This window comes from Arthrobacter sp. SD76 (assembly GCF_049726125.1).
Lineage (GTDB): Bacteria > Actinomycetota > Actinomycetes > Actinomycetales > Micrococcaceae > Arthrobacter > Arthrobacter nitrophenolicus.
Genome location: NZ_JBNBLR010000001.1, coordinates 818,313 through 842,076 on the forward strand (window position 1 = coordinate 818,313; position 23,764 = coordinate 842,076).

Annotated in this window: 30 protein-coding genes and 2 pseudogenes; 18 read left to right on the forward strand and 14 right to left on the reverse strand. The window is 67.0% G+C overall.

The genetic code is table 11. The features are described 5' to 3' along the window. The first annotated feature begins 12 nt into the window (after nucleotides 1-12). Nucleotides 13-828 (forward strand): MBL fold metallo-hydrolase, encoded by an 816-nt coding sequence (locus tag ACPEE0_RS03995; protein ID WP_424573979.1) that lies wholly within the window; start codon nucleotides 13-15, stop codon nucleotides 826-828. Here the strand turns inward: ACPEE0_RS03995 and ACPEE0_RS04000 are convergent. From ACPEE0_RS04000 to ACPEE0_RS04020, 5 genes are all read right to left on the reverse strand, one after another. Next, entirely contained in the window at nucleotides 794-1,039 is a 246-nt protein-coding gene (locus ACPEE0_RS04000; RefSeq protein WP_424573980.1) for a three-helix bundle dimerization domain-containing protein, read from the reverse strand. The genes ACPEE0_RS03995 and ACPEE0_RS04000 overlap by 35 nt on opposite strands. A 185-nt stretch (nucleotides 1,040-1,224) precedes the next feature. Next, complete coding sequence (locus ACPEE0_RS04005) at nucleotides 1,225-2,430, reverse strand: hypothetical protein (protein WP_424573981.1); 1,206 nt, start codon at nucleotides 2,428-2,430, stop codon at nucleotides 1,225-1,227. Nucleotides 2,431-2,483: 53 nt separating this feature from the next. Continuing rightward, a complete protein-coding gene (locus ACPEE0_RS04010; protein ID WP_424575237.1) occupies nucleotides 2,484-3,227 on the reverse strand; it encodes a matrixin family metalloprotease in 744 nt (247 codons plus the stop codon). Then, the gene (locus ACPEE0_RS04015) at nucleotides 3,167-3,343 is read right to left on the reverse strand and encodes a hypothetical protein (RefSeq protein ID WP_424573982.1); all 177 of its coding nucleotides are present in this window, start codon (nucleotides 3,341-3,343) and stop codon (nucleotides 3,167-3,169) included. The genes ACPEE0_RS04010 and ACPEE0_RS04015 overlap by 61 nt, the downstream gene beginning before the upstream one ends. Continuing rightward, complete coding sequence (locus tag ACPEE0_RS04020; protein ID WP_424573983.1) at nucleotides 3,336-3,719, reverse strand: hypothetical protein; 384 nt, start codon at nucleotides 3,717-3,719, stop codon at nucleotides 3,336-3,338. The genes ACPEE0_RS04015 and ACPEE0_RS04020 overlap by 8 nt, the downstream gene beginning before the upstream one ends. Before the next feature lie 136 nt (nucleotides 3,720-3,855). Between ACPEE0_RS04020 and ACPEE0_RS04025 the strand changes: the two genes are divergently transcribed. From ACPEE0_RS04025 to ACPEE0_RS04040, 4 genes are all read left to right on the forward strand, one after another. Continuing rightward, the gene (locus tag ACPEE0_RS04025) at nucleotides 3,856-4,284 is read left to right on the forward strand and encodes a hypothetical protein (protein ID WP_424573984.1); all 429 of its coding nucleotides are present in this window, start codon (nucleotides 3,856-3,858) and stop codon (nucleotides 4,282-4,284) included. Nucleotides 4,285-4,461: 177 nt separating this feature from the next. Further along, nucleotides 4,462-4,707, forward strand: coding sequence for an SGNH/GDSL hydrolase family protein (locus ACPEE0_RS04030; protein ID WP_424573985.1), 246 nt, complete (start codon nucleotides 4,462-4,464; stop codon nucleotides 4,705-4,707). 116 nt (nucleotides 4,708-4,823) lie between these two features. Continuing rightward, a complete protein-coding gene (locus ACPEE0_RS04035) occupies nucleotides 4,824-5,168 on the forward strand; it encodes a hypothetical protein (protein WP_424573986.1) in 345 nt (114 codons plus the stop codon). Between the two features lie 303 nt (nucleotides 5,169-5,471). Continuing rightward, nucleotides 5,472-6,530 (forward strand): acyltransferase family protein, encoded by a 1,059-nt coding sequence (locus ACPEE0_RS04040; protein WP_424573987.1) that lies wholly within the window; start codon nucleotides 5,472-5,474, stop codon nucleotides 6,528-6,530. Nucleotides 6,531-6,538: 8 nt separating this feature from the next. On the opposite strand, the gene ACPEE0_RS04045 is transcribed toward ACPEE0_RS04040, so the two are convergent. Genes ACPEE0_RS04045 through ACPEE0_RS04055 form a run of 3 tightly spaced genes read right to left on the reverse strand, consistent with a single transcriptional unit; the run spans nucleotide 6,539 to nucleotide 7,895 of the window. Continuing rightward, the gene (locus ACPEE0_RS04045) at nucleotides 6,539-7,081 is read right to left on the reverse strand and encodes a methyltransferase domain-containing protein (protein WP_424573988.1); all 543 of its coding nucleotides are present in this window, start codon (nucleotides 7,079-7,081) and stop codon (nucleotides 6,539-6,541) included. After that, a complete protein-coding gene (locus ACPEE0_RS04050; RefSeq protein WP_424573989.1) occupies nucleotides 6,991-7,332 on the reverse strand; it encodes a hypothetical protein in 342 nt (113 codons plus the stop codon). Before ACPEE0_RS04050 ends, ACPEE0_RS04045 begins: the two co-directional genes overlap by 91 nt. Then, complete coding sequence (locus ACPEE0_RS04055; protein ID WP_424573990.1) at nucleotides 7,329-7,895, reverse strand: OsmC family protein; 567 nt, start codon at nucleotides 7,893-7,895, stop codon at nucleotides 7,329-7,331. The genes ACPEE0_RS04050 and ACPEE0_RS04055 overlap by 4 nt, the downstream gene beginning before the upstream one ends. Before the next feature lie 105 nt (nucleotides 7,896-8,000). On the opposite strand from ACPEE0_RS04055, the gene ACPEE0_RS04060 reads away from it, so the two are divergent. Continuing rightward, entirely contained in the window at nucleotides 8,001-8,675 is a 675-nt protein-coding gene (locus ACPEE0_RS04060; RefSeq protein WP_424573991.1) for an ArsR/SmtB family transcription factor, read from the forward strand. Between the two features lie 30 nt (nucleotides 8,676-8,705). Next, complete coding sequence (locus ACPEE0_RS04065; protein WP_424573992.1) at nucleotides 8,706-10,091, forward strand: MBL fold metallo-hydrolase; 1,386 nt, start codon at nucleotides 8,706-8,708, stop codon at nucleotides 10,089-10,091. 270 nt (nucleotides 10,092-10,361) lie between these two features. On the opposite strand, the gene ACPEE0_RS04070 is transcribed toward ACPEE0_RS04065, so the two are convergent. Beyond that, on the reverse strand, nucleotides 10,362-11,087 hold the full coding sequence (locus ACPEE0_RS04070; RefSeq protein WP_424573993.1) for a hemerythrin domain-containing protein: 726 nt from the start codon (nucleotides 11,085-11,087) through the stop codon (nucleotides 10,362-10,364). Between the two features lie 9 nt (nucleotides 11,088-11,096). After that, complete coding sequence (locus ACPEE0_RS04075) at nucleotides 11,097-11,354, reverse strand: three-helix bundle dimerization domain-containing protein (protein ID WP_424573994.1); 258 nt, start codon at nucleotides 11,352-11,354, stop codon at nucleotides 11,097-11,099. Between the two features lie 108 nt (nucleotides 11,355-11,462). Between ACPEE0_RS04075 and ACPEE0_RS04080 the strand changes: the two genes are divergently transcribed. Beyond that, complete coding sequence (locus ACPEE0_RS04080) at nucleotides 11,463-11,672, forward strand: hypothetical protein (protein WP_424573995.1); 210 nt, start codon at nucleotides 11,463-11,465, stop codon at nucleotides 11,670-11,672. 285 nt (nucleotides 11,673-11,957) lie between these two features. Here the strand turns inward: ACPEE0_RS04080 and ACPEE0_RS04085 are convergent, their stop codons facing one another. The 3 genes from ACPEE0_RS04085 to ACPEE0_RS04095 all read right to left on the reverse strand — a co-directional run bounded on the left by ACPEE0_RS04085 (nucleotide 11,958) and on the right by ACPEE0_RS04095 (nucleotide 14,016). Beyond that, entirely contained in the window at nucleotides 11,958-12,794 is an 837-nt protein-coding gene (locus ACPEE0_RS04085) for a glycoside hydrolase family 26 protein (RefSeq protein WP_424573996.1), read from the reverse strand. Continuing rightward, nucleotides 12,746-13,222 carry an IPT/TIG domain-containing protein gene (locus ACPEE0_RS04090; RefSeq protein WP_424573997.1) on the reverse strand — a complete coding sequence of 159 codons (477 nt, stop codon included), beginning with the start codon at nucleotides 13,220-13,222 and terminating at the stop codon, nucleotides 12,746-12,748. Before ACPEE0_RS04090 ends, ACPEE0_RS04085 begins: the two co-directional genes overlap by 49 nt. A gap of 185 nt (nucleotides 13,223-13,407) precedes the next feature. Continuing rightward, nucleotides 13,408-14,016 (reverse strand): flavodoxin family protein, encoded by a 609-nt coding sequence (locus tag ACPEE0_RS04095; RefSeq protein ID WP_424573998.1) that lies wholly within the window; start codon nucleotides 14,014-14,016, stop codon nucleotides 13,408-13,410. Between the two features lie 951 nt (nucleotides 14,017-14,967). On the opposite strand from ACPEE0_RS04095, the gene ACPEE0_RS04100 reads away from it, so the two are divergent. From ACPEE0_RS04100 to ACPEE0_RS04145, 10 genes and pseudogenes are all read left to right on the forward strand, one after another. Further along, nucleotides 14,968-16,245, forward strand: a complete 1,278-nt coding sequence (locus ACPEE0_RS04100) for an ABC transporter substrate-binding protein (RefSeq protein WP_424573999.1) — start codon at nucleotides 14,968-14,970, stop codon at nucleotides 16,243-16,245. A gap of 65 nt (nucleotides 16,246-16,310) precedes the next feature. Continuing rightward, nucleotides 16,311-17,198 carry a carbohydrate ABC transporter permease gene (locus ACPEE0_RS04105; protein ID WP_424574000.1) on the forward strand — a complete coding sequence of 296 codons (888 nt, stop codon included), beginning with the start codon at nucleotides 16,311-16,313 and terminating at the stop codon, nucleotides 17,196-17,198. A gap of 118 nt (nucleotides 17,199-17,316) precedes the next feature. Continuing rightward, nucleotides 17,317-18,147: a carbohydrate ABC transporter permease gene (locus ACPEE0_RS04110; protein ID WP_424575238.1), complete on the forward strand. Its 831-nt coding sequence runs from the start codon at nucleotides 17,317-17,319 to the stop codon at nucleotides 18,145-18,147. Nucleotides 18,148-18,213: 66 nt separating this feature from the next. Further along, nucleotides 18,214-19,257, forward strand: a pseudogene (locus ACPEE0_RS04115) (LacI family DNA-binding transcriptional regulator). 40 nt (nucleotides 19,258-19,297) lie between these two features. Then, nucleotides 19,298-19,923: pseudogene (locus ACPEE0_RS04120) on the forward strand (glycoside hydrolase family 32 protein). A 22-nt stretch (nucleotides 19,924-19,945) separates the two neighbouring features. After that, entirely contained in the window at nucleotides 19,946-20,314 is a 369-nt protein-coding gene (locus tag ACPEE0_RS04125) for a hypothetical protein (protein WP_424574001.1), read from the forward strand. Next, nucleotides 20,311-20,883 (forward strand): GH32 C-terminal domain-containing protein, encoded by a 573-nt coding sequence (locus tag ACPEE0_RS04130; protein WP_424574002.1) that lies wholly within the window; start codon nucleotides 20,311-20,313, stop codon nucleotides 20,881-20,883. Before ACPEE0_RS04125 ends, ACPEE0_RS04130 begins: the two co-directional genes overlap by 4 nt. A gap of 94 nt (nucleotides 20,884-20,977) precedes the next feature. Next, complete coding sequence (locus tag ACPEE0_RS04135) at nucleotides 20,978-21,856, forward strand: carbohydrate kinase family protein (RefSeq protein ID WP_424574003.1); 879 nt, start codon at nucleotides 20,978-20,980, stop codon at nucleotides 21,854-21,856. 26 nt (nucleotides 21,857-21,882) lie between these two features. Further along, nucleotides 21,883-23,223, forward strand: coding sequence for a NosD domain-containing protein (locus ACPEE0_RS04140; protein WP_424574004.1), 1,341 nt, complete (start codon nucleotides 21,883-21,885; stop codon nucleotides 23,221-23,223). 103 nt (nucleotides 23,224-23,326) lie between these two features. After that, nucleotides 23,327-23,464, forward strand: a complete 138-nt coding sequence (locus ACPEE0_RS04145) for a hypothetical protein (RefSeq protein WP_009356366.1) — start codon at nucleotides 23,327-23,329, stop codon at nucleotides 23,462-23,464. Nucleotides 23,465-23,479: 15 nt separating this feature from the next. Here the strand turns inward: ACPEE0_RS04145 and ACPEE0_RS04150 are convergent, their stop codons facing one another. Continuing rightward, nucleotides 23,480-23,755 carry an ANTAR domain-containing protein gene (locus ACPEE0_RS04150; RefSeq protein ID WP_424574005.1) on the reverse strand — a complete coding sequence of 92 codons (276 nt, stop codon included), beginning with the start codon at nucleotides 23,753-23,755 and terminating at the stop codon, nucleotides 23,480-23,482. Nucleotides 23,756-23,764: the final 9 nt, after the last annotated feature.

Consider the following 23,764-nt stretch of genomic DNA (forward strand, 5'->3'; position numbering starts at 1 on the left):
TACGGAGAAACAATGTCGGAATGGCTCGAAGTCGGCGCGGACAACTATGTGCTGGTCACCGAAGGATCGCTGCTGAACACCGGACTGATCGTGGGATCCGAACGGGCCATGGTGATCGACACCGGCTGCGGCCCCCGGCAGGGCAGGGAGATCCTGGACGCGGTGCGGGAAAAGACCCAGCTGCCGCTCGTCGTCGTCAACACCCACGCGCATTACGACCATTTCTTCGGCAACGCGGTGTTCGCCGAGGCCGGCGTCACGGAGTTCTGGGCGCACCAGAACTGCGCCGCCGAGATCGATGAGCGCGGGGACGTGCAGCGTCGCTTCGTGGGGACCCTGGAACCGGAGATGTCCACCGGTGAGGGCGCAAACGTGGAACTGGTGGTCCCCAACGCGATCGTGAAGGACCAGCCCGTGCTGGTGGACCTGGGCGGCCTCACCGCCACGCTCTTCTACCTGGGCCGCGGCCACACCGACGGCGACCTCCTGGTGGGCACCCCCACCACCCTGTTCGTGGGCGACCTGGTGGAGCAGGGAGCGCACCCGTCCTTCGAGGACTCCTATCCGGAGGAGTGGGCGGACGCGCTGCGGCACATTTCAGCGCTGCGCCACCGCTACGAGTTCCTGATTCCCGGGCACGGGAAGCCGTGCAGCGACCAGTTCGTGAAGACCATGGCGGACACCATGACCACCGCCGTCCGCCAGGCGCGCCAGTCCATCCGCGACACCCCAAGCGACGCCACCAAGGCGATCCCCGTCCTGCCCTACGGCCCGGAGCAGTCGCGCTGGTTCATCAAGCGGCTCCAGGAGACCCGCCGGGAGCACTAGCGAAGTCTGCGCTGAGCTGCCGGCGGACCAGCCGGCGCCTGGCGCCGCGTTCCACCAGGATCGCGACGTAGTCCCGCACCCGGCAGCCGTCCAGGAGGCTGTATTCCTCGGCCACCACGTCCTCGACGACGGAGCGGGGCTCATCGGGGAACCGCTCGGCGAGCCGGTCCACCGCGGCCGCGATGGCCTGGGCTTCGGTCCTTTTGAGCATTACCAGTCCTCCCCTCGGGGGAGAGCCAACGACAACCTGTGCGATCTTGAGCCGGGCTGCATCCTTGAATGATACGGACGGGAGGCGCCGGGAAAAGGGCCTCCAGACGAAGTCTGCGGAAACCCGCAAGGCAAGCGTACGACGGCGGCCGCGCGCCGCCGTCGTACGTCCCGCCTTGGTGCCTGTCAGACGCCTGCCGGCATGCCTCCAGCCGGCATCTTCCCGGACGAGGCCTCCTGATCTGACTTCCCCTGATCCGGCTTCTCCTGTTCCGACGTGCCCTCGCCGGCGGTCTCCTGGCCGCCTCCGGAATCCTCGGCAGTCGCGGGCTCCTTCTCCGCGCCGTCCATCGTCCCCGCGGGCATCTCCTGGGCCGCGGCACCCTTGTGGCCGTTGGTTGTCACGCTGCCGGCCATGGCACCAAGCGGCATCTCGATGCTCTGGGGAGCGCCGCCGTCGGACGATATGTCCGTGCCGCCCGCCATCGCCGCGGCCGCGGTGGACTCTTCCGTGAGGAACGGCATGTTCTGCCACCTGTGCCACATGGCGTTGTCCGTGCCGCGGACAAAGACCTCCAGGCGGCCGTCGGCGTTGCTGCCCACCGTGATGTTCGAGGTGAGGATGCCGCCCAGGGAATGCCAGCCGGACCAGCCGCTGTTGGGCGCGGTCTGCCACATGTGCCAGAGCGCGTTATCGGTGCCGCGGACGAAGGCCTCCAGCCGGCCGCTCGCGTTCTTGCCCACCGCGATATCGGAGGTGAGGATGCCGCCCAGGGAATGCCAGCCGGACCAGCCGCTGTTCGGCGCCGTCTGCCACATGTGCCAGAGCGCGTTGTCCGTACCGCGGACGAACGCCTCCAGCCGGCCGTCCTTGTTGCTGCCGATGGTGATGTTGGACGTGAGGATGCCGCCGAGCGAATGCCAGCCGGACCAGTTGCCGTTGGGTGCTGTCTGCCATCGGTGCCACAGGGCGTTGTCCGTGCCGCGGGCGAAGACCTCGAGCCGGCCGTCCTTGTTCTTGCCCACCGCGATCTCCGAGGTGATCACGCCGCCCAGGGAGTTCCAGCCGGACCAGTTGCCGTTCGGGGCGGTCTGCCAGCGGTGCCAGACGGCGCCGTCGGTCCCGCGGGCGAAAACCTCCAGCCGGCCGTCCGCGTTGCGGCCGGTGGCCGGCGGCCCGGTGATGACGCCGCCCAGCGAGTTCCAGCCCGCCCAGTTGCCGTTGGGGGTTGTCTGCCAGCGGTGCCAGAGGGCGTTGTCCGTGCCGCGGGCGAAGATTTCCAGCCGGCCGTCCTGGTTGCTGCCCACGGCGATCTCGGTGGTGATGACCCCGCCCAGGGAGTTCCAGCCGGCCCAGTTCCCGTTGGGCGCGATCTGCCAGCGGTGCCACACGGCGCCGTCGGTCCCGCGGGCAAAGGCCTCCAGCCGGCCGTCCTTGTTGTTGCCTACGGAGATGTCCGAGGTGATGACGCCGCCCAGGGAGTCCCAGCCGGACCAGGCCTGCGGGGCTGCCGGTACAGGGCCCGGAACCCGTCGATGTCGTCCTGGGTGAGGGCCCGTTTGGTGAAGTTGGAGGACACGGTGGGGGCCATCACGGCGTTGGCCACGCTGGAGTGCGCCAGCCCCACGATGTGGCCGAACTCGTGCAGCGCCACCGTCTCGATATCGAACGCGCTCGCCGCGGCACCCACGCTCCAGACGTGCTCGCTGTCATCGAAGTGGACCGGTTTGGGCAGGGTGTTGGTGACCACGCTGCAGCCGGGCGGGAAGTCGGCGTGCGCCAGGACCCCGCCCACCATCGAGTGGTCCGGGTCCGCTGCAGGCCGCCAGCCGATGCGGATGTCCGGGCTGGAGCCGAGGGCCACCTCGGTGAAGGTCAGTCCGCCCACGTTCTGCCAAGTCTGGATGGCGCGCCGGATGGCGTCGAAATCGGCGGTGCCCGCAACGTCGTCGGTCCCGGTATCAAACGCGTAGGTCAGGGTCCGGTCGTTCCACGCGCACTGGGTGGCGAAGGCGAGTTCACCGCCGCGCATGTCCGGAAGGCCGCAGCGTGCCTGCATCATGACGTCGCGGGTGGCGTCGTCGAAGACACCGGTGACGGGCAGGTGGAAGAATTCCTGGAAATTCTTCAGGGCCCCTTCGGTGGGGTCGTCCAGGACACCGAGCTCCCGGGGCGTTGCTTCACCCAGGTAGCCGAACCGCTCAAGGTAGCTTTGGACCTTGCTGAATCCCGGACTGCGTTCCCCGGGGCGGTGTTTTCGACGGCGGCCAGGTACGGGGCCGCGCGGTACTGCTCTTCAGTCATTGGACTCTCCTTGATCTGTTCGGATACTTCGCAGGATCTGCAGTGCGGTGTCCCGTTCCGCGCCGGGGGACAGATGGACGACGGCGGTGGCGCGGCCGGGGAAGTTGGCGGCAACGGTGCGGATTCCCTCCTCCTCGAACGAGACGAAGTCCGCGGTGGCGCTGCCCACGTTTTCCTGCCAGTGCTCGTAGCCGGGCTTGGCCGTGTAGCGGGTGAGGGGGTCAGCGAAGGGGCTCGCGTCGACGGTCAGCCTGATGCCCGCGCCTTCAAGCACGGCGGCGCCGCCCTCGATGGCGCGTTCCTGGGAGGGGGCCAGCTGTTCCGGGACGTCCAGTGCCACACCTGCCACCCGGAGGGAACTCCACGGCTGCCCCATCAATCACCGTCCTCACACGCGAGGGAACACAGGAACCAGTCGATCAGACGGGCGTTACTCCACCGTTACTGCTCCGTTACTGTCCCGGCGGCCGCCCTCACGGGGGCGGCGGCGCCGGACCGGTAGGATGTGCCGCGTGATGAGAAACGGCGGGCGCATGCAGGACTGGATGAAGTACGCTGCACTCGCGGTGCTGGCGGTCCTTGCCTTCGGGGTGGCGGCGCTTGCGCTGATGAACCCGGGTGGACTGGGCGGGGCCGCGGAGCCCCTTCCCGCCAGCGTCCAGGTGGCCACACCCGCAGCCACTGCTTCCCCGAGCGCTCCGGCGGTTCCCACCGCCACGGCCACTCCCGCGTCCACGGCAACTGCAACTGCCCCGCCGGCTGGAATCGAGCTGCCGGCCGAACCTGTGGTCCTGATCCTTGGCGACTCCTACACGGCCGGTGACGGCGCTGATTCGCCGGACCAGGGGTGGGCCTACCCGTTGCCAATGCGCTGGGGTATCCCACCAACATCGACGGCGTGGGCGGCACCGGGTTCGCCTGGGCGGAGGCGCGCAGGATGAACTGGGCGGCGAGTACGAACTCCGGCTGCAGCAGATCGCCGCCACCCCGTCCTTCGTCCCCAACGTCCTTATCCTGCAGGGCGGCCAGAACGACGCGCAGCTCCCCAACGCCGAGGAGGTCAAGGCCGCCACCACCCAGACCGTTTTGGCGGCGCGCCGGTTCTGGCCCGGGTCCAGGTGGTGGTGCTGGGACCGTCGGCACCCCAGCCGCTGGGGGAGGAGCTCCGCGCCACGAACACCGCAGTCCGCGCCGGAGCAGAGGCCGCCGGCGCCCCGTTCGTGGACGCCATCGACGCCGGCTGGTTCACTCCTGCCAACAGCCCGGGGTTCGACTTCGACGGCGCCCACCCGAACTCCGCCGGCCACGCCCACATTGCCGAGAAGTTCCTCGAGTCCTGGGCCGCCCTCACCCAACAACTCTGAGTGAGGGCAGGCGAAAAGCCCTGCTTCGGGTCTCTGTCCGCAGTCGCAGTGGTTGCCCATTGACGGGCGGGTCTCCTGTGGCCACGATGGTGCCTGTCACGTCGAAAGGAATGGCCATGAAAACCACCAGGACACTCGGTACGGTAGGGGCGGCGTCAGCTGCGGCAGCGCTGCTGCTTCTTGCTTCCTCCGGCGCCGCGGTCGCGGACCACACCCACGCCAAGGTAGTGGGCAACGGCGAATGCGTGGTGATGGCGGAAGGCGCAGGGGAGGAGAGAGTCGACCTCCCGGACGCCGTCTTCGACCACAACCCAAATGTGGACATCGCGCAAGCGGCGAACCGGACGCATCCGCTCCACGTGCTGGTGCACCAGGGCCGGGCGGGCGAAAACATTGCGCTCTACGTTTACGGCACCCCGGCCGCGGACGCAGCCTGCGCGGCAGGTTACGTCAACCCTTAAGGCGCGGGAACCGGCCGCAGAATCACCCCCGGCCCAAGGAGCAGCGACGGCGGCCAGACGCGCCGCCGTCGTGCGTTCGGGGGTCGATTCCCAGCCTGCGCCCAGACTTCATTCAGCGCGGTTACCGAAACGTTATATATGCTTGCTTAGTGGTTTTTAGGTCTAGCAGCGGAAATTCGTCAGTTCTGGAACGTCCCTCAAGCCCGGAAGGCGGGCTGATTTCGGGGCGCAAGCATGCCCTGGACGGGCTCCGCACCATCGCGGTGGCGGGCGTCTTCTTTTTTTCATACGGCGACCGAACAGATGCCCGGCGGATTTATCGGGGTGGACGTCTTCTTCACCCTGAGCGGCTTCGTGATCACCCTGCTGATCATGAAGGAGTGGCAGGCAACGGGCGGGCTGCGGCTGGGTGTCTTCTACGCGAAGCGGCTGGCCCGGCTCTGGCCGGCGCTGCTGGCCCTGTGCGCGGTGATCCTCGCGGTGGGCTTTGTCTTTCCCGAATCGGGCTGGGGCGGGCAGGCCGAGTTCATCCTGCCGGCGGCAGGCTACGTCATGAACCTGGCGCACTTCGGCGTGTTCGGCAACTCCATCACCGGCGAAACCCTCGGCCCCACCTGGACCCTCGCCGTGGAGGAACAGTTCTACCTCGTGTGGCCGCTGCTCCTGCTGGTGATGCTGCGGTTCTGGCGGGTCCGCATCGTTGCGTGGGCCACCGCCGGCCTGGCTGCGGCCTTCCTGCTGGAGCGGTTCGTCCTGGTCATGGCCGGCGCGCCGCTGGGCCGGCTGTACAACGGACCGGACACCAGGGCCGACGAACTGCTGATCGGGTGTGCGCTGGCCCTGCTGCTGACGTGCATTCGGCCGGGTTCGCGGGCCCACGTTTCCCTGCAGGCGGTGTCCCGCCGGGCCGCACTGCCAGCCGCCCTCATCCTGCTGGCCGCCCTGTTTCTGCTGGAGGAACCGCACACGCCGGGCCTGTGGTTCAGCGCCTTCTGGACCCTTGGCCCCACGGTGCTCTCCCTGCTGACAGCTGTGCTGCTCGGCGCCCTTGTCCTGCAGCCCGCCGGGTTCATGGCACGGTTCCTCAGCCACCCTTGGCTTGCCGGCCCCGGCCGTGACCTCTCCTACGGGATGTACCTCTGGCACATCCCCGTGTACCTGCTGCTGATGCCCCTGGTTCCGGAGCTGCCGCTCCGCATCGCGCTCTCGGCAGCCCTGACCGTGCTGTTCGCCTGGGCGTCCTTCCGCCTGGTGGAGCGTCCGCTCCGGCGCTGGGCAAACGAAAGGCTGGAGCCCGCCGTCGTACCTTCCTCACCCGCGCTCCGGACGGAACGGGAGCCCGCGGCGGTGTTCAGCAGGTGACCCGCCGGCTATTCCGACAGCCGGGCCAGGAATGACAGGGACATGACTCCGTAGGTGGTTGTGGCGGCACGTGCCCTGCCGGAAAGGAACCCGTAATTGTTCCGTTCCTGTTGCTCGATGGTGAATCCGGCGTCGGCTATGGCACTGCGGTAGGAACCGGCTTGCGCCGCGCCGCCGACGCATGCCGCCCACAGGTCGGCGTTGCAGACAATCTCGGGAGTCAACGGCCTCTCGGTGACGATGTCGGCCAGCGCCAGGCGGCCACCTGGGCGCAGTACGCGGGCCGCTTCCCGGAACACGGCGGGCTTATCCGCCGACAGGTTGACCACGCCGTTGGAGATGATGCAGTCGAAAGAGTTGTCCGGGAACGGGAGGTCCTCGATATAGCCGCGTGAGAAGGTGACCTGCGGCAGCCCGGCTTCCCGCCGGAGACGCTCCGCTTTCTCCATCTGCTCTTCCGTCATGTCCAGGCCCACCACTTTTCCGCCCGTGCCCACAGCCGAAGCTGCGGCGAAGACGTCGGTCCCCGAGCCGGAGCCCAGGTCCAGCACGGCTTCCCCGGCGCCAGGGCCGCCAGCCCAAAGAAGTACCCGACGCCGGCAAAGGATTCGAGTGCCCCGGCCGGCACCTTGTCCAGCAGTTCGTCCGGATACCCCAGCTCCCGGGCCAGTTCGCGTCCCATCCTGAAGTGGTACCGGCCCTCAGGGTGCAGTGCTACTGCCCGGTAGACTTCCTTGACCTTTGCCTCCAGCTCCCCGCGGTTTACTGCTGCCGCCGTGTCGGATGCGGCCTGGGTGGTCATCGGATTTCCAGTGCGGTCTCGACGGGGACAGGGTTGGCCAGGCAGTCCCTGACGGGCGAGGTTTTCTGGACGTACCGGCAGAGGGCCTGCAGCTGTTCGGGCGTGGCGTTGGGACTGGACACCCGGGCTGTGGCGCGGATTGCCGTAAATCCGGGACGCGGGCCTTCAAGCCCCAGGAAAGACCGCACGTCCAGGTCACCTTCCACGTCGAATTCCAGCGCGGTCAGCTCGATGCCCTGCGCTGCGGCGTTCGCGGCATAGCCCACGGCATAGCAGAAGCCAAGTGCCTGGAGGAGAAGCTCGACGGCGTTGGGGCCGGCGTTGCTGCCCAGGAGAACCGGAGGTTCGTCCCCCTCCAGCACAAAATCCTCACTCCTGCTCCCGTCCGGCTGTCCTGCTTGGATGAATCCACGGATGCGCCCGCTGTTGCGGGTCCCTCCGCGCCACGCGCTTATGGCTTTGAAGGTGAAACTGCCCAGGGCGGGGTCCTGCTTCACGGCGTCGATAGTGGCGAGGAGCCCGTCCGCATCTATGCCGTTGCGCTGGGTTGCTGTCTCAGTCATCGCTGGTGCTTCCTTCCTGCTCGCCTCTTGGGGATAAGCATATTCAAGCGATAGCTTGAATACTTGAATTTGACACCCGGTCGGTGTACGTTGTCAAGCATCTACTTGAATTTGGAGGCAGCGCCGCTCATGGGCAACAGGAAAGCAAAAGATGCCCTCTTTGACGCTTTCGCATCGGTCGCCAAGGTCCTGGGAAGCGGACGGCGGGCGGAAATCGTGGACGTCCTGGCGCAGGGTGAGCGCTCCGTGGACGAAATCGCCGGTGAAATCGGCCAGAGTGTTGCCAATACTTCCCAGCATTTGCAGAACCTCCTCCGCTCGGGGCTCGTCGCCAGCCGCCGCGAAGGGACCCGGATCCATTACCGGCTCAGCAGCCCGGCCGTAGTAGACCTCTGGGCCGCAGTCCGCCGGGTTGCGGCCGAGCATGTGAGCGAACTCGACAGGCTTGCCGCCTCCTACTTGGGGGACCGCTCGGCCCTGGACACCCTCACCCAGGACGAGCTCGGCGAACGGATGGCTTCCGGTGACGTTGTGGTGCTCGATGTGCGGCCGGAACCGGAGTTCCGCGCCGGCCACATCGCCGGTGCCGTCTCCATTCCAGTGAAGAAGCTGGCGGCACGGCTGGATGAAATCCCTGCCGGGCAGACGGTGGTGGCGTACTGTCGTGGCCCCTATTGCGTGTTCGCTGACGAGGCCGTGCGCATGCTCCAGGGGCACGGATCCCAGCCGCCCGGCTGGAAGCCGGATATCCCGAATGGGCCGCGGCCAATCTACCCGTAGCCACGGGAACGGGGCCTGAAACGCTGGACCATGGAGAAGGCAGTCATGGGCAAACTGGACGTCGTTCCGGTCGTTGACAAGGGCCTGGGAAATTCCGCCTTCATCCTCGATCTCGGTGACGGCCGTGCCCTCGTGCTGGATCCTGAGCGCGACGTCCGTGAAGTGCGCGCCCGCACCCGGCAGCTGGGGCTTGAGATCGCCTACGCTGCGGAAACCCATCTTCATGCAGACTTCATCTCCGGAGTCAGGGAACTGGCGGAAGTTGACGGCGCGGAGGTCCTGGCCCCCGACGTCCGGCCGCGCGGTTTCCCGGTCCGCGAACTGCATGACGGCGAGACGGTCCACCTGGGCGGCCTGGCACTGCAAGCGCTGGCCACGCCCGGCCACTCCCCGGAACACCTGTCCTACCTTGTCCTGGACGGCGGGGCCGTCGCCGGCGTCTTCACTGGCGGGTCGTTGATGGTGGGCACTGCCGGACGGACCGACCTGGTAAGCCCTGACCAGACAGTTCCCCTGGCCCGGGCCCAGTATCACTCGCTGCAGCGGCTCATGGAACTTCCGGATGAGACGCCGGTCTGGCCCACGCACGGTGCCGGCTCGTTCTGCTCGGCAGCCGGGGGACGGGAGCGCGTGACCACGATAGGGAAGGAGCGCGCCACCAATCCGCTGCTGCAGGCGGGCGGCGAGGACGAATTCGTGCAGCTGCTGCTCGGGACGCTTGGGACTTTTCCGGGGTACTTTCTCCGTCTCGCCGCCGTCAACCGGGATGGCCCAGCTGTCCTCCGGACGGCTCCGCCCCTGAGGGGTCTCACGGCCGGCAGCGTGCGGCACATGCAGGCCCAGGGTGCACAGGTGGTGGACGTCCGCGCCGCCACCGAGTTCGCGTCCGGTCACATCCCCGGTGCCATCTCCAGCCACCTGCGGCCGGCCTTCGCCACCTGGCTGGGCTGGCTTACCAACCCGGACAAGCCCGTCATCATCGTCCGGGATCCACGGCAGGACCCGGCGGAGATTGTGTGGGCGGCGGCCAAGGTCGGTTTCGACAGTCTCGCCGGGGAACTCTCCGGCGGCATGGCGGCCTGGCGCGCCGCCGGTCTGGCTCCGGCTGCATCGGATCCCAACCTTGTTCCTCCGAGCCTAGCGCCTCCTGCTGTGCCGGTCGTGGACGTGCGGCAGGCATCCGAATTCGCCGCCGGCCATGTTCCCGGCGCCTGGAACATCGAGCTTGGCAGCCTGGTGGGTCGCCTCAATGAGGTGCCCGACGGGCCCGTCGTCGTCATGTGCAGCCATGGCGAAAGGGCCATGACCGCGGCCAGTATCCTTGCGGCCGCTGGACGACGCAGCATCAGCGTCCTGGACGGCGGACCGCGAGACTGGCAGGAAGCCGCCGGAATCCTGCTACGGGTAGAGGGTTGAGGACCGGGTACCCCCTACTTTTGCAAAGGCGTCGCGGGCGGGGTGCTCAAAGATGAGGGGACCGGTGACTTTTTTTGCGGATCCACGCTGATCCGCCGCCTCCGTCACCGGCCCCAGTCTGTTGCTCAAGTAATCGAAAGGGCTGCTGGTCTCGCAGACCAGCCCTTTAGGCATCACTTTGCACTCCACAACTCAAGAACAGGGCCAGAAACCGTCAAGAATTCCTCAAGATTCAAGCTGGGGTAGAGGGACGGCCGGGAGCCTGTGCGGCTAAAGCGTCTCGGGGATGGGCCGTCCCGGGAAGAGCGTTGCATACTGCTTCCGGTACATCCGGCGCCCCACGATTTTGTACGCAAGGCGGACCGGTGCGGGGATTTCGTTGAACAGTTCCTTCCGGTCCGCGGGAGGGTTCGTGGCCAGCACCATCCCCAGGTAGGCAACCATGAACTTCTTGTCGAACTGCTTGACCCCGTGCTGCCCGATGGCCTTGCTTTCTTCCTCGGTCATCACCCGGTCGGCGACGGGCATCACCTCGGTGACCTCGCGCCGCAGGTGCACATTCAGGACGGCGGCCAGGTCCTCATAGAGGGAAACGAGCTCGTTGCCCGCTGCAGCGTCCGCCGTCCCCATCCAGCGCAGGCGCAGCGGCTCGATGGCCTCCAGCCGCTGGGTGACCTGCCGGTGCTGCTCGAGCATCTGCGCCACATGCAGCACGCATGCCGGGGCCCGTTGCTCCAGCTGCGGATACATCAGCAGGTCCTCGCCCTCGTGGTGGATGTGCAGCACCTTGTCGAAGTTGCCCAGCACCTCGCCCACATACGCTGCACGGGCGGTGTCTCCGGCGTCGACGGAGCGGACCAGTCCCGGCGCCTCGCTGTAAGCCCACAGGAAGAACCGGTGAATCCGCCGCATCGCCGCTGACCCGCCGCACAGGACCGGCCCCGGGGGAAGGGGAGCGGCGGTCTCGCCGGGCTGCATGGTGAAGAAGTCGGTCATGATGGGCCCCTAACTCGTTGTGAGACCAGGCCCTCTCCCCGCGAGCATGCTATCGCTTGGCTTCCCGCCGGACAACGGCCGCAAATGGCTGAGGCGCAGCTTGGCGGCCCGTTCCACCAGGACGGGTACGTAGTCCCGGATGGGCCCGTCGTCGAACAGGGCGTGCTCCTCGGCAACCACCTGCTCGATGACCGAGCGATGCTGTTCAGGAAAGCGCTCGGCGAGCCGGTCTGTCAGGGCCAGGAGCGCTTCGGGTTCTCGCGGCATCCCCAAAGCTTCTGCCTGCCCCGTCATGGGGAGTCAACACTCACTTATTTGCCGAAGGCAGCGAACCATCCCGTTGCCCTCCCGCCACCTGGATGGTTCGCTGTAGGAATGAGCGATGAAGCAGCACGCACCGAAGACCTTCCCGATGACGAGCACCTGCGGAACGACGTGGCGGGGGCGTCTGGCGATGAGCCCGGACCCGCCGAAGACAGGCACTTCACGCCGGGACTGACGAACGCCGGCCAGCAGGTGGCAGGCCTGGCATCGGCCACAGATTACGGGGAAGAGGACGATCCGGAGGCCAACAACCCGGTCTGATACCGGGGCGGCGGGGATCCGCTTGGCGGTGCTGGTTACTCAACACCGCCAAGCGCTGAAACCGTCGGTTTCCCGACTCAAGGCTGCGGTACTACTGGACCCAGCTCCAGCTGCACCCCCATGCGCCGCCGCCTCTCAGGGATTACTTTGGACCGTCATCCTCAAGGAGCGGCGCACTTGCCATCAAGAAACGGTCAAGGCTTGATCAGGTTTTCACAAGCTGGCCGACGGGTGGGGCGACGTACGACGGCGGGCGCGTGCCCCAGTCGTCCGTCACCGCGGGTGCTACCTGGGCCGGGCGGCGAGGGCCGCGGCGAATGCCTGCGCGGACGCCGTGCTGCTGTTGATCCGCCAGTCGGTTTCCTTGTTGAAGTGGAACCAGGTGATGGCGGTGATGTCCGGCTGGGCCGCGAGGTAGCTGATGAGCGCGGTGTTCCAGTCGGCCTTGGAGCCGCCCTGCTCGGCGGAGGCCGTCTCGGCGATCAGGATCTGCTTGCCCGGTGCCAGGGTCCGCAGCTGGGCGAGGCCGTCGCCGAAGAGCTGGGATGGTGACTGCCAGCTGCTCCAGGAGGCGGAGGTGCCCCAGTTGTAGCCGTCCAGGGCCACCGCATCCACATACGCATTCCCCGGGTAGAGGCCGGACAGCGGGATAGAGCCCCAGTAGGGGACGTTGGGGTTCCACACCCAGGTGATGTTGGTGGCGCCGGTGGACGCGACCACGTCGTGGACGTGGCGCCAGGCCGCGACGTAGTCGCCGCTGCCGTTGCCGTTGATCTGTTCGGACCACGGGTACCAGTTGCCGTTCATTTCATGCCCGAACCGGAGCATCACCGGATGCCCCCAGCCGGCCAGGGCCTGGCCCCACTGCCGGAGGTAGGGGTCGAAGTCGCCGGCGGCAATCCGGTCCAGCGAGTAGGCGGGCTGCTCGGTGCCGCCGCCCCACGTCCACGGTTCCCAGGTGAGCAGCGTCTGCGCGCCGCGGGCGCGGACGGCCTCGAGCTCGCTGATCGGCGCGGCCTGGTTGAAGTCCTTGTAGGACAGGATGATCGACGGCGCCTCGCCCGCCAGGGCTGTCACGGCGTCGAGTTCCGCGGAGGCGAGCGGGCCTCCCGGGGTGCCCACGCCGAACCGCAGGACGGCGGGCGCCGGGGCCGGAGCCGCGGGAGCCGGGGCGGGGGCCGGCGCCAGGTCGGGTCCTCCTCCGTGACGGAGGGGGAGCTGTAGGTGTAGGTGAACGTAGCGGCGGCGCTCGCCGCGCCCGAGGTGGCGCGGACAGCAAGCGCAGGCTCGTCGGTCGGCGGCATGACCAGCTCCGCGGTGAAGTAGCCGGACGCGCTGGTTTTGAACGCGGCGGTGGCGGTGCCGGCGCTGATGGTTCCCGAACTCTTCTTCGGGAAGCCCGTGCCGGTCACGGTCACGGAGGTGCCGGCGGGGCCGGTGTCCGGGCTCAGGGTGACGATGGCGGTGGCGGCGTGGACCGGCGTCGCAATCCATGCCGTGCCGCCCGACAGCAGGGCCAGCACGGAGACCAGTGTTCTGAGTAGCTTCATAAACCCTCCAACGGGATCCGGCAGCGGCCGGCCCGGTGGAAGGAGTGCGGCCGCTGCAGAGGACAAGGGCCGGACGGAAAGACCCCCTTGTTAAGTGTCCGGATCCCCGGGAGCCCTCCTGACCAAACCGGCACAGGATCTGCGCAGCTTTGGCCGAAACACCCAGTGCCGCGAGTCCGGGCAGCCTACGTGGCCGGATACTCCTGCCGCCGCAGCAGCCAGGCAAGGTGCGAGGCGTTGCGGGCGAGGGCTGTGTTGGCGGTGGCGACGGCGTCCGGCACCTTGTCCAGGTCCTTGAAGTCCACCGTCTGCATGGCTTCGCCCACCCAGTAGGTGCCGCCCTGCGCCGGGATGCTGAAGCCGACGTCGTTCAGGCCCTGCATTATGTCCGCGATGCTTTTGTGCGTGCCGTCCTCGTTCCCGACGACGGCGACGGTCGCCACTTTGCCGTACATGACCGGCCGGCCCTGGTCGTCCGTCTCGGACAGGTCCGCGTCCAGCCGTTCCAGGACCTGCTGGGCCACGCTGGCCGGGTGGCCCATCCAGATGGGCGTGGCCAGCAGGATGATGTCCGCCGCGAGGATCCGCTCCCGCAGCTGCGGCCACTCGTCCCCGTCGCCCATATCAACTTGGACCCCGCGCTTCACGATGTGGTCCACCACCCGCAGCGAGGACACCTGGACGCCCTGGTGCTCGAATTCGTCCAGGATGTGCCGGGCCATCAGTTCACTGCTGGACGGTTCCGGCGAGGGGGTGAGGGTGCAGACGAGGGCGAGGGCTTGCAGGTCAGGCATCATGGTGTCCTTTCACAGCTGCTGGGGGCGGCACCTCTTGCGGTGCTCCCAAGGGATTCGGGGACACGGCCCGTTCCGGATGGGCTGCCGCGCACCTGCAGAGATCTTGACCCAAGCCTCGGCGATCCTTCGGGCTTCCTTGACGTGCCCGGCGTAGCTTGGGCCCATCAGGCAGTTCGGGTTCGAAGGGGAGTGGAAGCAATGACGCTTACTGAATACGTTGTAGCCCTTGGCAGCATGCTGGCCTCACTCGGGGCTGCCGGTCTCCTGGCAGCCGGAGTGATCCGCGCAAAAGCCCGCCACTGACCGTTTCCTTCGCGGGACCCAGCGTGAAGGGCGGGGTGGGACGTACGACGGCGGCGCGCGCCACCGTCGTACGTGAATGCCTCGCGTGCCTGGCCGGGTAACGGGAGGATTCGCGACGGCGAACATCCGGTGAAGTTTCTCGCCCAAACCCCTTTACGCGCCGGGACGGGCTTATTAACATCGTTTCTGTCATAGTCCGGATGGACGCCGGGGGCGTCCGGGAAGGGGGAGTGCATCACCGCTGACCTATACCGAATGACAATTGACCACTACGTAGAAAGCCCCTCCTAGGAGGGGCTTTCCCCATGTCCGGTGGTCTGCTCGCAGTGAATGCTGTGCCCAGAAGGCGCTGCCGGTCCCCTTGCATTATGCAGGGGGATTTCTTTTTGTCCGGGCAGGACGGTTGCGGCAATGACTCGCATGTGCACGGGCGCACCCAAAATTCCGGCCTCCTGAAGGCCGATGCGCGTCGAGGACCAATGAGCGGGTCGAAAACCTGCCGTTGCGGCCCAGCCAACAAAAGGTGTGAGCCTTGACACTTCTTCGATTCTCGTCCTATGGTGAGTGCCAAGTCGTTTTGGCAAAACGATTTTTCAGACCGAGTCACTCTCACCATTCCGTTCAAGAGAAAGTGAGTCGACAGCGATGTCCACTCGTACATTCATCAGCAGGCTCGCCGTCGGCGGCATCTGCACCGCCGTCGCACTGTCCGCCTCGGCGTGCGGCGCAGGAGGCCCGGCCACGTCTACCGGAAGCGCCGGCACCAACACCGTCAACGTCCTGGTCGAAGCCGGCGGCCACGCCGAGCTGACCGGCGTTGCCGAACAGTGCAAGACCGAAACAGGCGTCAGCGCCAACTTCGTCGAACTGCCCTACGACGGCATGTTCAACCGCCTTTCCAGCGAATTCTCCTCCGGCAATGTCTCCTTCGACGTGGCCGCCCTGGACTCCGTGTGGCTGCCCAGCTTCAAGGACGCCCTCCAGCCCATTGACGAGATCTTCACGGACGAGGCCAAGAAGGACATCTTCCCGGCCCTGGTCAAGGAAGCCAACGTGGACGGGCACTTCGTGGGCCTGCCCGCCTGGACCAACGCCGAAATCATCCTGTACCGCAAGGACCTGTTCGAGGACGCCAAGAACAAGGCCGACTTCCAGGCCAAGTACGGCTATGAACTGGCTGCCCCCACCACCTGGGAGCAGTACCAGGACATCTCCCAGTTCTTCACCAAGGACGGCATGTACGGCACGGACGTCAAGGGCGGCGTGGAAACCGAATGGCTGGCCCACGTCCTGCAGGCCGGCTCGCCCATGGTCCTGGACGGCGACAAGGTGGTCATCGACAACGCCGCGCACAAGGAAGCCCTGGACTTCTACGTGGGCCTGGCCAAGTACGCTCCCTCCGGCGCAGCCCAGGTGGACTGGGCCGCAGCGCAGAACCTGTTCAACCAGGGCCAGACCGCCATGACCCGGTTCTGGGCCCACGCCTACCGGCAGATCCCCAAGGACTCCCCGGTGGCGGGCAAGGTGGGCACAGCCCCCATGATCGCCGGATCCGCCGGCGTCGGCGGCGTTCCCGGCCCCTGGTACCTCACGGTGCCGAAGGCCACCAAGAACACCGAGGCGGCCAAGAAGTTCGTGAAGTGCGCCTACGACTACAACGACAAGGGCATCGAATCCAGCCTGGGCCTGGCCTCCCGCATCTCCGCGTTCGAGAAGTACCAGGACAAGGAAGGCTACGAGAGCTTCAAGCCGCTGATCGAAACCCTCAACGGGGAAGCCACCGCCACCCGCCCTGCCACCGAGAAGTGGCAGCAGATTGTGGACACCGTCCTGGTGCCGATGCTGCAGAAGGCCGTTGCCGGCGGTGACTCCGCCACCCTCCTCGCCGACGCCAAGAAGCAGATCGAGGACCTCCTCAAGTAAGACCACCGCGGCCGGCACCTGTGTACCGGTGCCGGCCGCGGCCCCAACCAGCGGAAGAGAAAACCGTGCGCATCTCCGACCGCCGCTTCGCATTGTTCCTGATGACACCAGCGGCGCTGTTCCTGGCAAGATTCGTGGCCTTCCCGCTGTTCCGCCTGGTGGCGGACAGCTTCTACAAAATCTCCCCGATCGCCGGCGGCCCCCGCGACTTCGTGGGCCTGGACAACTACTTCCGCGCCTTCGCATCAGAGGCCTTTACGGGAGCGGGCTGGCGGACCCTGGCCTACACCCTGGTGGTGGTGACCCTCGAGTTCGCCCTCGGCCTGGGCATGGCACTGCTGTTCACCATGCTGGGCCGCAGCTCCCAGATCTGGCGGACCGTGTTCATGTACCCGCTTATGATCGCCCCGATCGTTGCAGGCCTGCTCTGGAAGTTCCTGATGATCGACAACTTCGGCCTCATCGGAACCCTCCTGCACCAGGCCGGCATCCTGGGCAACCCCAACCAGATCGGCTGGCTGTCAGACCCCGGCATCGTGCTGTACTCGGTGGCCATCCCCGACATCTGGCTGACCACCTCGTTCATGTGCCTGGTGCTTTTCGCCGGACTGCAGAACATCCCCGGCGACCTCATCGAAGCCGCGCGGCTGGACGGTGCCCGCGCCCCGGCCCTGCTGTTCCGGATCATCCTTCCGCTGCTCCGCCCCGTCATCGCCGTCGCGCTGGTGGTGCGCGGCATCGACGCGGCCAGGGCCTTTGACACCATCCTCATCCAGACCAACGGCGGCCCGCAGTCCGCCTCGGAAACCATGAGCCTGCTGATTTACCGGACCATGATCCGCTTCGGCGATCCCGGCCTGGCCAGCGCCATGGGCACCATCTACCTGCTGGCGATGCTGGCCGTCGCGTTCGTCGCGGTGTCCACCATCTGGCGGCCAGGAAAGGACACCTGATGCGCCTCGCTGAACGAACAAAGCACGACGGCGGCACCCGGCAACGGCATCCGCGGCACCTTCCGCGGCAGCCGCCGTCGTCCCTCCCCGCAAGCGCCGCAGCGTCAACCGGGAAGGGCTGGAGGCCGGCCGGCGGAGCACCCGCACGCTGCTGTGGATCCTCCTCGCGGCAGCCATGGTGCTCTACGGATTCCCGTTCCTGTACCTGCTGTTCACGTCCTTCAAGACCCCGATCGACACCATCGCCGTGCCGCCCACCATCCTTCCGCGGGAGTGGACGCTGGAGAACTACGTCAACGCGCTGGGCCGCAGCGGTGTGCCGGCGTCGTTCATCAATAGCATCCAGACGGCGATCATCAGCACCGTGCTCTCCCTGGTCCTGGCGGTGCCCGCCGCCTACGGCATCACCCGGTACAAGACCCTGAGCGGCCGGATCTTCATCATGGCCGCCCTGGTGACCCGCATGGTCCCGCCGGTGGCGATCGGCATTCCGCTGGCCTCCATGATGGGGTCCGTGGGCCTGGCCGATACCCCCATCGCACTGTCCATCGCGCACACCACCATCTCCCTGCCGCTCTCCATCTGGCTGATGTCCAGCTTCTTCGAAGCGGTCCCGAAGGACCTGGAGGAGGCGGCAACCGTGGACGGCTGCAGCAGGCTCGGCGCCCTCTGGCGGGTTGTTATCCCGGTGGTCTCCGGCGGCATCGCCGTCACGGCGATCTTCGCCTTCCTGGCGTCCTGGAACGAGTTCCTCTTCGCCCTCCTGATGACCGCCATCCGCTCGCAGACAACGCCCGTGGTGATCGCGAACTTCCAGACCCAGTTCGGCCTGGACTGGGGATCCATGACGGCGCTGGCCGCCGTCTACTCCATCCCGGTCATCCTGCTGACCCTTCTCCTGCAGCGCAAGATCGTGGCGGGCATGACGCTCGGCGCGGTCAAGGGCTAGCCAGGGCCGCCGGCATTCGTCGGTAGCCTACTCATACCGGACAATCCATAAGGACGTGGGACACAGATGACCAACAAGAACATCGGCATCAAAGACGTGGCCGTCGCCGCCGGCGTTTCCGTGACAACTGTCTCCCACGTGCTCAACGAGGTTTCCTACGCCCGGATCAGCCCCGAGACCAGGGACAAGGTCAAGTCCGCCGCCGAGCAGCTCGGCTACGGTCCCGAACCGCCTGGCCCAGGCGCTGCGCACGCAGCGGACCGGCATGCTGGGCCTGGTGAGCGAGGATATCGCCACCACGCCCACGCCGGCCGCATTATCCTGGGCGCCGACGAGGCCGCCAAGGCCCGGGGTTACGGCCTTATGATCATCAACACCTCCGGCTCGGCCAGCCTCGAATCCCGGCGGGCCGACGTCGACGCCCTCCTGGAACGCCGGGTGGACGGCATCCTCTACGCCACCATGTACCACCGCAACGTGGAGCTGCCGGCCAACCTGGGCAGCGTGCCCTCCGTGCTGGTGGACTCGGTGGCCAAAGGCGGAAACATCACCGCCGTGATCCCGGACGAGGACGGCGGTGCACGGGCCGCCGTCGGCGCGCTCCTCGAAGCGGGCCACACCAGGGTGGGCTTCATCAATAACACCGACGACGTCCCGGCCACCCGCGAGCGGCTCCAGGCCTTCCGGGCCATGCTGACCGAAGCAGGGCTCGACGGCGATGCGGCACCTGTCGAGTCCGAGGTCTCCGAGGTGCATGGCGGCTACGAGGCGGCCCGGCGGATCCTGGCACGTGAGGACCGGCCCACCGGGCTCTTCTGCTACAACGACCGGATGGCGATGGGAGCCTACCGCGCCGCCGCCGAGCTGGGACTCAGCATCCCGGGCGACCTTTCAGTGGTCGGCTTCGATGACCAGGAACTGATCGCCGCCAACCTCCACCCGGGCCTCACCACCGTGGCCCTGCCCCACTACGAGATGGGTGCCTGGGCCACCGAGCACCTGATTGACGCCGTCGAAGGGAAGACAGACCTGACCCTCATGGCACTCCACCCGACCATCCTGGGCTGCCCGCTGGTGCGCCGCGATTCCATCGCGGCTCCCCGGCCCTAGCAGCCAGCCCCTTCCACTTTCCCAGAGGACCGCACCAAACATGTCCACCTTCCTTGATGCCGCACGCCCGGAAACGCCTCCGGCCGGTACCGCCAGGTTCCGTCCCGCCGTCCACTTCACGGCCCGGGACACCTGGCTGAACGACCCCAACGGCTTGGTCTTCCACGACGGGCTCTACCACCTCTTCTTCCAGAACAACCCCTACGGCAACGTGTGGGGCAACATGTCCTGGGCCACGCCACCTCCAGGGACCTGCTCCACTGGACCGAACACCCCGTCGCCATTGCCTGCGACGAAAGCGAGGACATCTTCTCCGGTTCCGTGGTGGTGGACCACGGAAACACGTCCGGCTTCGGCACCGCGGACGCACCGGCCCTCGTGGCCATCTACACCAGCGCCTACAAGGCAGCCTCCGAGCACCACGGCACGCAGGCGCAGTCCCTGGCCTACAGCACCGACGCCGGCATGACGTGGCACAAGTACGGCAACAACCCTGTCCTCGCCCGGAACTCCCCGCACTTCCGCGACCCCAAAGTCTTCCGCTACGAGGGCGGGCAGGGCACCTGCTGGATCATGGTGGCCGTCGAAGCTCAGCACCAGAAGGTGGTCTTCTACCGTTCGGACGACCTCAAGACCTGGGACTTCCTCAGCGACTTGGCCCCATGAACGCAGACCAGGGCGAATGGGAATGCCCCGATCTCTTCCCCTGACCGTGGACGGGGACCCGGACAACGTCAAATGGGTCCTGATCGTCAACGTCAATCCGGGCGCGGTGGCCGGGGGGTCCGGCGGCCAGTACTTCGTGGGCCAGTTCGACGGCGCGCGGTTCATACCGGACGCCTCTTCAGTGGCAGCGCCGGCCGGGGTGAGCGCCCTGGGTGACTCCGCCGCGGCCGCTGCCGCCCTGCAGCAATGCCTGTGGCTGGACTGGGGACGCGACTGCTATGCCTCCGTCTCCTTCAGCAACGTCCCCGGTGGGCGGCGGATCATCATCGGCTGGATGAACAACTGGGACTACGCCAACCAGTTGCCCACCGCCCCTGGCGGTCCTCCATGACCCTCGCCCGCGAAGTGCGCCTCATCGCAGCCAACGGCTCGGCGCGCCTGGTCCAGCAGCCCGTCCTGCCCGGCCACCCTGCCGGACAGGAGCCGCCTGCCCTTGCTCCCGTGAAGCAGATCATCAGGGAACCGTCCGACCTGCAGGACTCGGTCCTCCTGCTGCCGGCTGCGGCACCGGGCAGCGCGCAGGTCATCGAGGCGGAGATCCTGCCCGGGAGCGCCGAACACGTGGCCTTCCACCTCTTCGCCAGCGAGGACGGAAGCACGGGCACGGTGCTGGGCTACCACGCCGCCACCGGCCGGCTCGTCCTTGACCGCAGCCGGTCAGGGGACACGGGTTTCCACGAAAAGTTCTCCTCCGCGGAGTCAGCCCCGCTGGTCCTTGAGGACGGCGTGCTCAAGCTGCAGATCGTCGTCGACCATTGCTCGGTGGAGGTCTTCGCGCAGGGCGGCGCGGTGGTCCTGACAGACCTCGTCTTCCCCGGCGCGGAAAGCCAGGCGAACTGGCTGGCGGCCGCGGGAGGCCCGGCAACAATCCAGAAACTCACGGTCTCAACCCTCAACTGACGGCAGGTTGGGCAATTCAAGAAAGGTCCCGAAAAATGCACACGAACGATGACCCCAGCCGGGCCCTGACGTCGTAGTAGTCGGTGAAGCCCTCGTGGACATCGTTGTCACGTCCGCGGGCACTGTGGAGCACCCCGGCGGGTCACCGGCCAACGTGGCCTACGGGCTCGGGCGGCTGGGCGCGGCCACCGCGTTGCTGACCTCGATCGGCGACGACCCGCGGGGCGCGGCCATCGAGCAGCACCTGCGCAGCGCCGGCGTCGAACTCCTGCCCGGTTCCAAAGGGCCCGGCCGGACCGCCACGGCGACGGCGACCCTGGCGTCCGACCGGTCCGCGTACTATGACTTCGACATCCGCTGGGATCTGCCGCGGATCGCCCCGGCCACGCTGCCCAAAGTCCTGCACACCGGCTCCATCGCCACCTTCCTGGCGCCGGGGGCGGCTGCGGTAAGGGAGCTTCTGGAGCAGTCGCACCGGCGGTGCATGGTCACCTACGACCCCAACATCCGCCCTGCCCTGCTCGGCAGCCACTTCGAGGCAAAGACCATCTTCGAGGAACTCGTCCCCTTCACCGAGGTGGTCAAACTCAGCGACGAGGACGCCCTGTGGCTCTACCCGAAGCTGTCCCTGGCGGACATCCCACAGCGCATCCTGGACCTCGGGGCCGGGCTCGTCGCCGTCACCAGGGGAGCGGAAGGATCGCTGCTCACCACGGCGGGCGCGCAGGTGGAGGTCCCCCCGGTCACGACCGACGTCGCGGACACCATCGGCGCCGGCGACTCCTACATGTCCGCCCTGGTCTACGGACTCCTCATGCGCGGGGCGGACGGGCTGGCGCCCTCAGTGCTGGAGTCGCTGGGACGGATGGCCTCCCGGGCAGCGGCCATCACCGTCAGCCGCCCCGGCGCCAACCCGCCGACGGCAGAGGAGCTGCAGGCCGAGCTCCCGGAGCATCAAACAGTGGCACCATGAGAACCAGGACACAAAGGGAAGAGCCCATGCCAAGCAACAACTACTACGACGTGACCACGTGGCCGGTCGGCAACCCGGCCAAGGACGTGGGCGAAGTGATCAACAGCATCATCGCCGACATCAAGGAACGGCAGGCTGCCACCGATGTGAACGACGGCGGCAAGCCGGGCGCTGTGATCTACCTTCCGCCGGGGGATTACCACCTTCGCACCCAGGTGCTGATCGACGTCAGCTTCCTCCGGATCGAGGGCTCGGGACACGGCTTCACGTCGTCGAGCATCCGCTTCAACGTGCCCGAAGACGAGTGGCCGGACCTGCACGAGCTGTGGCCGGGCGGAAGCCGGGTCATCGTGGACCTTCCCGCTGCCGGGGACGGGGAGGAAGCCAAGGGCGCCGCGTTTTATGTCGAGCGGAACGGAAGCCCGCGGATCAGTTCGGTGGAATTCTCCAACTTCTGCATCGACGGGCTGCACTTCGTCCCGGACGGCTCCGGACTGCAGGCGGAAAACACCTACGTCAACGGCAAGACCGGCATCTACGCCGCCAGTGCCAACGACTCATTCCGCATCACCGGCATGGGGTTCGTTTACCTGGAGCACGCCCTCACCATCTACCACGCGGACGCGCTGTCCATCCACGACAACTTCATCGCCGAATGCGGAAGCTGCATCGAACTGCGGGGTTGGGGACAGGCCTCAAAGATCACGGACAACCTGGTGGGCGCCGGCTTCAAGGGCCACTCGATCTACGCCGAGAACCACGGCGGGCTCCTGGTCACCGCGAACAACGTCTTCCCCCGGGGTGCAAGCAGCGTCCACTTCAAAGGCGTCACCCGGTCAAGCGTCACCAACAACCGCCTGCATTCCTTCTACCCGGGGATGGTGCTCCTCGAGGACAACAGCTCCGAAAACCTGGTGGCCACGAACCACTTCCTCCGCGACCATGAGCCCTGGACGCCCTTCCTGGGAGTGGACAACGGGCTGGACGACCTGACCGGGCTCCTCAGCATCAGCGGCAGCAACAACTCCGTGGTGGGCAACCACTTCTCCGAGGTCATCGATTCGGAGAGCATCCGGCCGGCGGGCGGCACACCTGTGATCATCCGGCTGGCGGCGGGGACGGGCAACTTTGTCTCCAACAACCATGTGGTGGCCATGGACGTCTCCGCGAAATCGAGTGATTCCTGCTTCGCGGCCCAGGTGGACGCCCTGCTCACCACCGAGGCCACGGAAGGCCTCGCCGTCACCACCGTCATGGTCGACTCCGCATCAGCCCGGAACACAATCCTTGATTCCGGAAGCGACACCCAGGTTGTCCTGGACAAGGCCGTCAACGCCTTCCGGGCCACCCCGGCGATCGGTATGTAGGAGGGGAAAACCCCGCCGGATCCGGAAAGCACGTAGTGGGGTTTAGTAAAACGAGTAGGGATTACGCGGGTGCCGGCGCCGGGGGCTTGCATAGATTCGGGGCATGGCTGAAGTAATCAATCGCAAGCACGGGCGCCGCAGGATGGCCACAGAGGCCAAGCGGGGCGTCCAACCCTACGTCGTGGTGAACGCTGTATTGGTGGTCGGCCTGGCCATCGCCATTTTCGTGCTGACCCGCTAGCCCTGGGCAGTATGCCTAGGCCAGCGCCGGGGGCTCGAACCGGGCTGCCGGGGTGCCGCCGGCCAGGGCTTTGAGGATGTTCTCGGCGACGGTCCGGACCTTAAGGTTCCGCTGCCGGGACACTCCCGCAAGCTTGCTGAATGCCTCCGTGTAGGAACAGCGCGTCTGCGCCATGACCACCCCGCAGGCCACGTCGATTGAGGTGCGGCTTTCCAGCACCGTTTTCAGGTTGTCCCCGGCTGACCGGATGCTGCGCACTTCCAGGGCCAGCTGCATGCTCTGCGAGGCCACCCCGGCAAA

Excerpts from the sequence above, each read along its gene's own strand:
- ACPEE0_RS04075 (WP_424573994.1), bottom strand. The coding sequence starts at position 11,354 with ATGCCGCGAGAACCCGAAGCGCTCCTGGCCCTGACAGACCGGCTCGCC.
- ACPEE0_RS04145 (WP_009356366.1), top strand. The coding sequence starts at position 23,327 with ATGGCTGAAGTAATCAATCGCAAGCACGGGCGCCGCAGGATGGCCACA.
- ACPEE0_RS04125 (WP_424574001.1), top strand. The coding sequence starts at position 19,946 with ATGCCCCGATCTCTTCCCCTGACCGTGGACGGGGACCCGGACAACGTC.
- ACPEE0_RS04095 (WP_424573998.1), bottom strand. The coding sequence starts at position 14,016 with ATGCCTGACCTGCAAGCCCTCGCCCTCGTCTGCACCCTCACCCCCTCG.
- ACPEE0_RS04100 (WP_424573999.1), top strand. The coding sequence starts at position 14,968 with ATGTCCACTCGTACATTCATCAGCAGGCTCGCCGTCGGCGGCATCTGC.
- ACPEE0_RS04070 (WP_424573993.1), bottom strand. The coding sequence starts at position 11,087 with ATGACCGACTTCTTCACCATGCAGCCCGGCGAGACCGCCGCTCCCCTT.
- ACPEE0_RS04050 (WP_424573989.1), bottom strand. The coding sequence starts at position 7,332 with ATGACCACCCAGGCCGCATCCGACACGGCGGCAGCAGTAAACCGCGGG.
- ACPEE0_RS04040 (WP_424573987.1), top strand. The coding sequence starts at position 5,472 with ATGCCCGGCGGATTTATCGGGGTGGACGTCTTCTTCACCCTGAGCGGC.
- ACPEE0_RS04020 (WP_424573983.1), bottom strand. The coding sequence starts at position 3,719 with ATGGGGCAGCCGTGGAGTTCCCTCCGGGTGGCAGGTGTGGCACTGGAC.
- ACPEE0_RS03995 (WP_424573979.1), top strand. The coding sequence starts at position 13 with ATGTCGGAATGGCTCGAAGTCGGCGCGGACAACTATGTGCTGGTCACC.
- ACPEE0_RS04090 (WP_424573997.1), bottom strand. The coding sequence starts at position 13,222 with ATGAAGCTACTCAGAACACTGGTCTCCGTGCTGGCCCTGCTGTCGGGC.
- ACPEE0_RS04055 (WP_424573990.1), bottom strand. The coding sequence starts at position 7,895 with ATGACTGAGACAGCAACCCAGCGCAACGGCATAGATGCGGACGGGCTC.
- ACPEE0_RS04140 (WP_424574004.1), top strand. The coding sequence starts at position 21,883 with ATGCCAAGCAACAACTACTACGACGTGACCACGTGGCCGGTCGGCAAC.
- ACPEE0_RS04065 (WP_424573992.1), top strand. The coding sequence starts at position 8,706 with ATGGAGAAGGCAGTCATGGGCAAACTGGACGTCGTTCCGGTCGTTGAC.
- ACPEE0_RS04035 (WP_424573986.1), top strand. The coding sequence starts at position 4,824 with ATGAAAACCACCAGGACACTCGGTACGGTAGGGGCGGCGTCAGCTGCG.
- ACPEE0_RS04130 (WP_424574002.1), top strand. The coding sequence starts at position 20,311 with ATGACCCTCGCCCGCGAAGTGCGCCTCATCGCAGCCAACGGCTCGGCG.
- ACPEE0_RS04000 (WP_424573980.1), bottom strand. The coding sequence starts at position 1,039 with ATGCTCAAAAGGACCGAAGCCCAGGCCATCGCGGCCGCGGTGGACCGG.
- ACPEE0_RS04015 (WP_424573982.1), bottom strand. The coding sequence starts at position 3,343 with ATGACTGAAGAGCAGTACCGCGCGGCCCCGTACCTGGCCGCCGTCGAA.
- ACPEE0_RS04080 (WP_424573995.1), top strand. The coding sequence starts at position 11,463 with ATGAGCGATGAAGCAGCACGCACCGAAGACCTTCCCGATGACGAGCAC.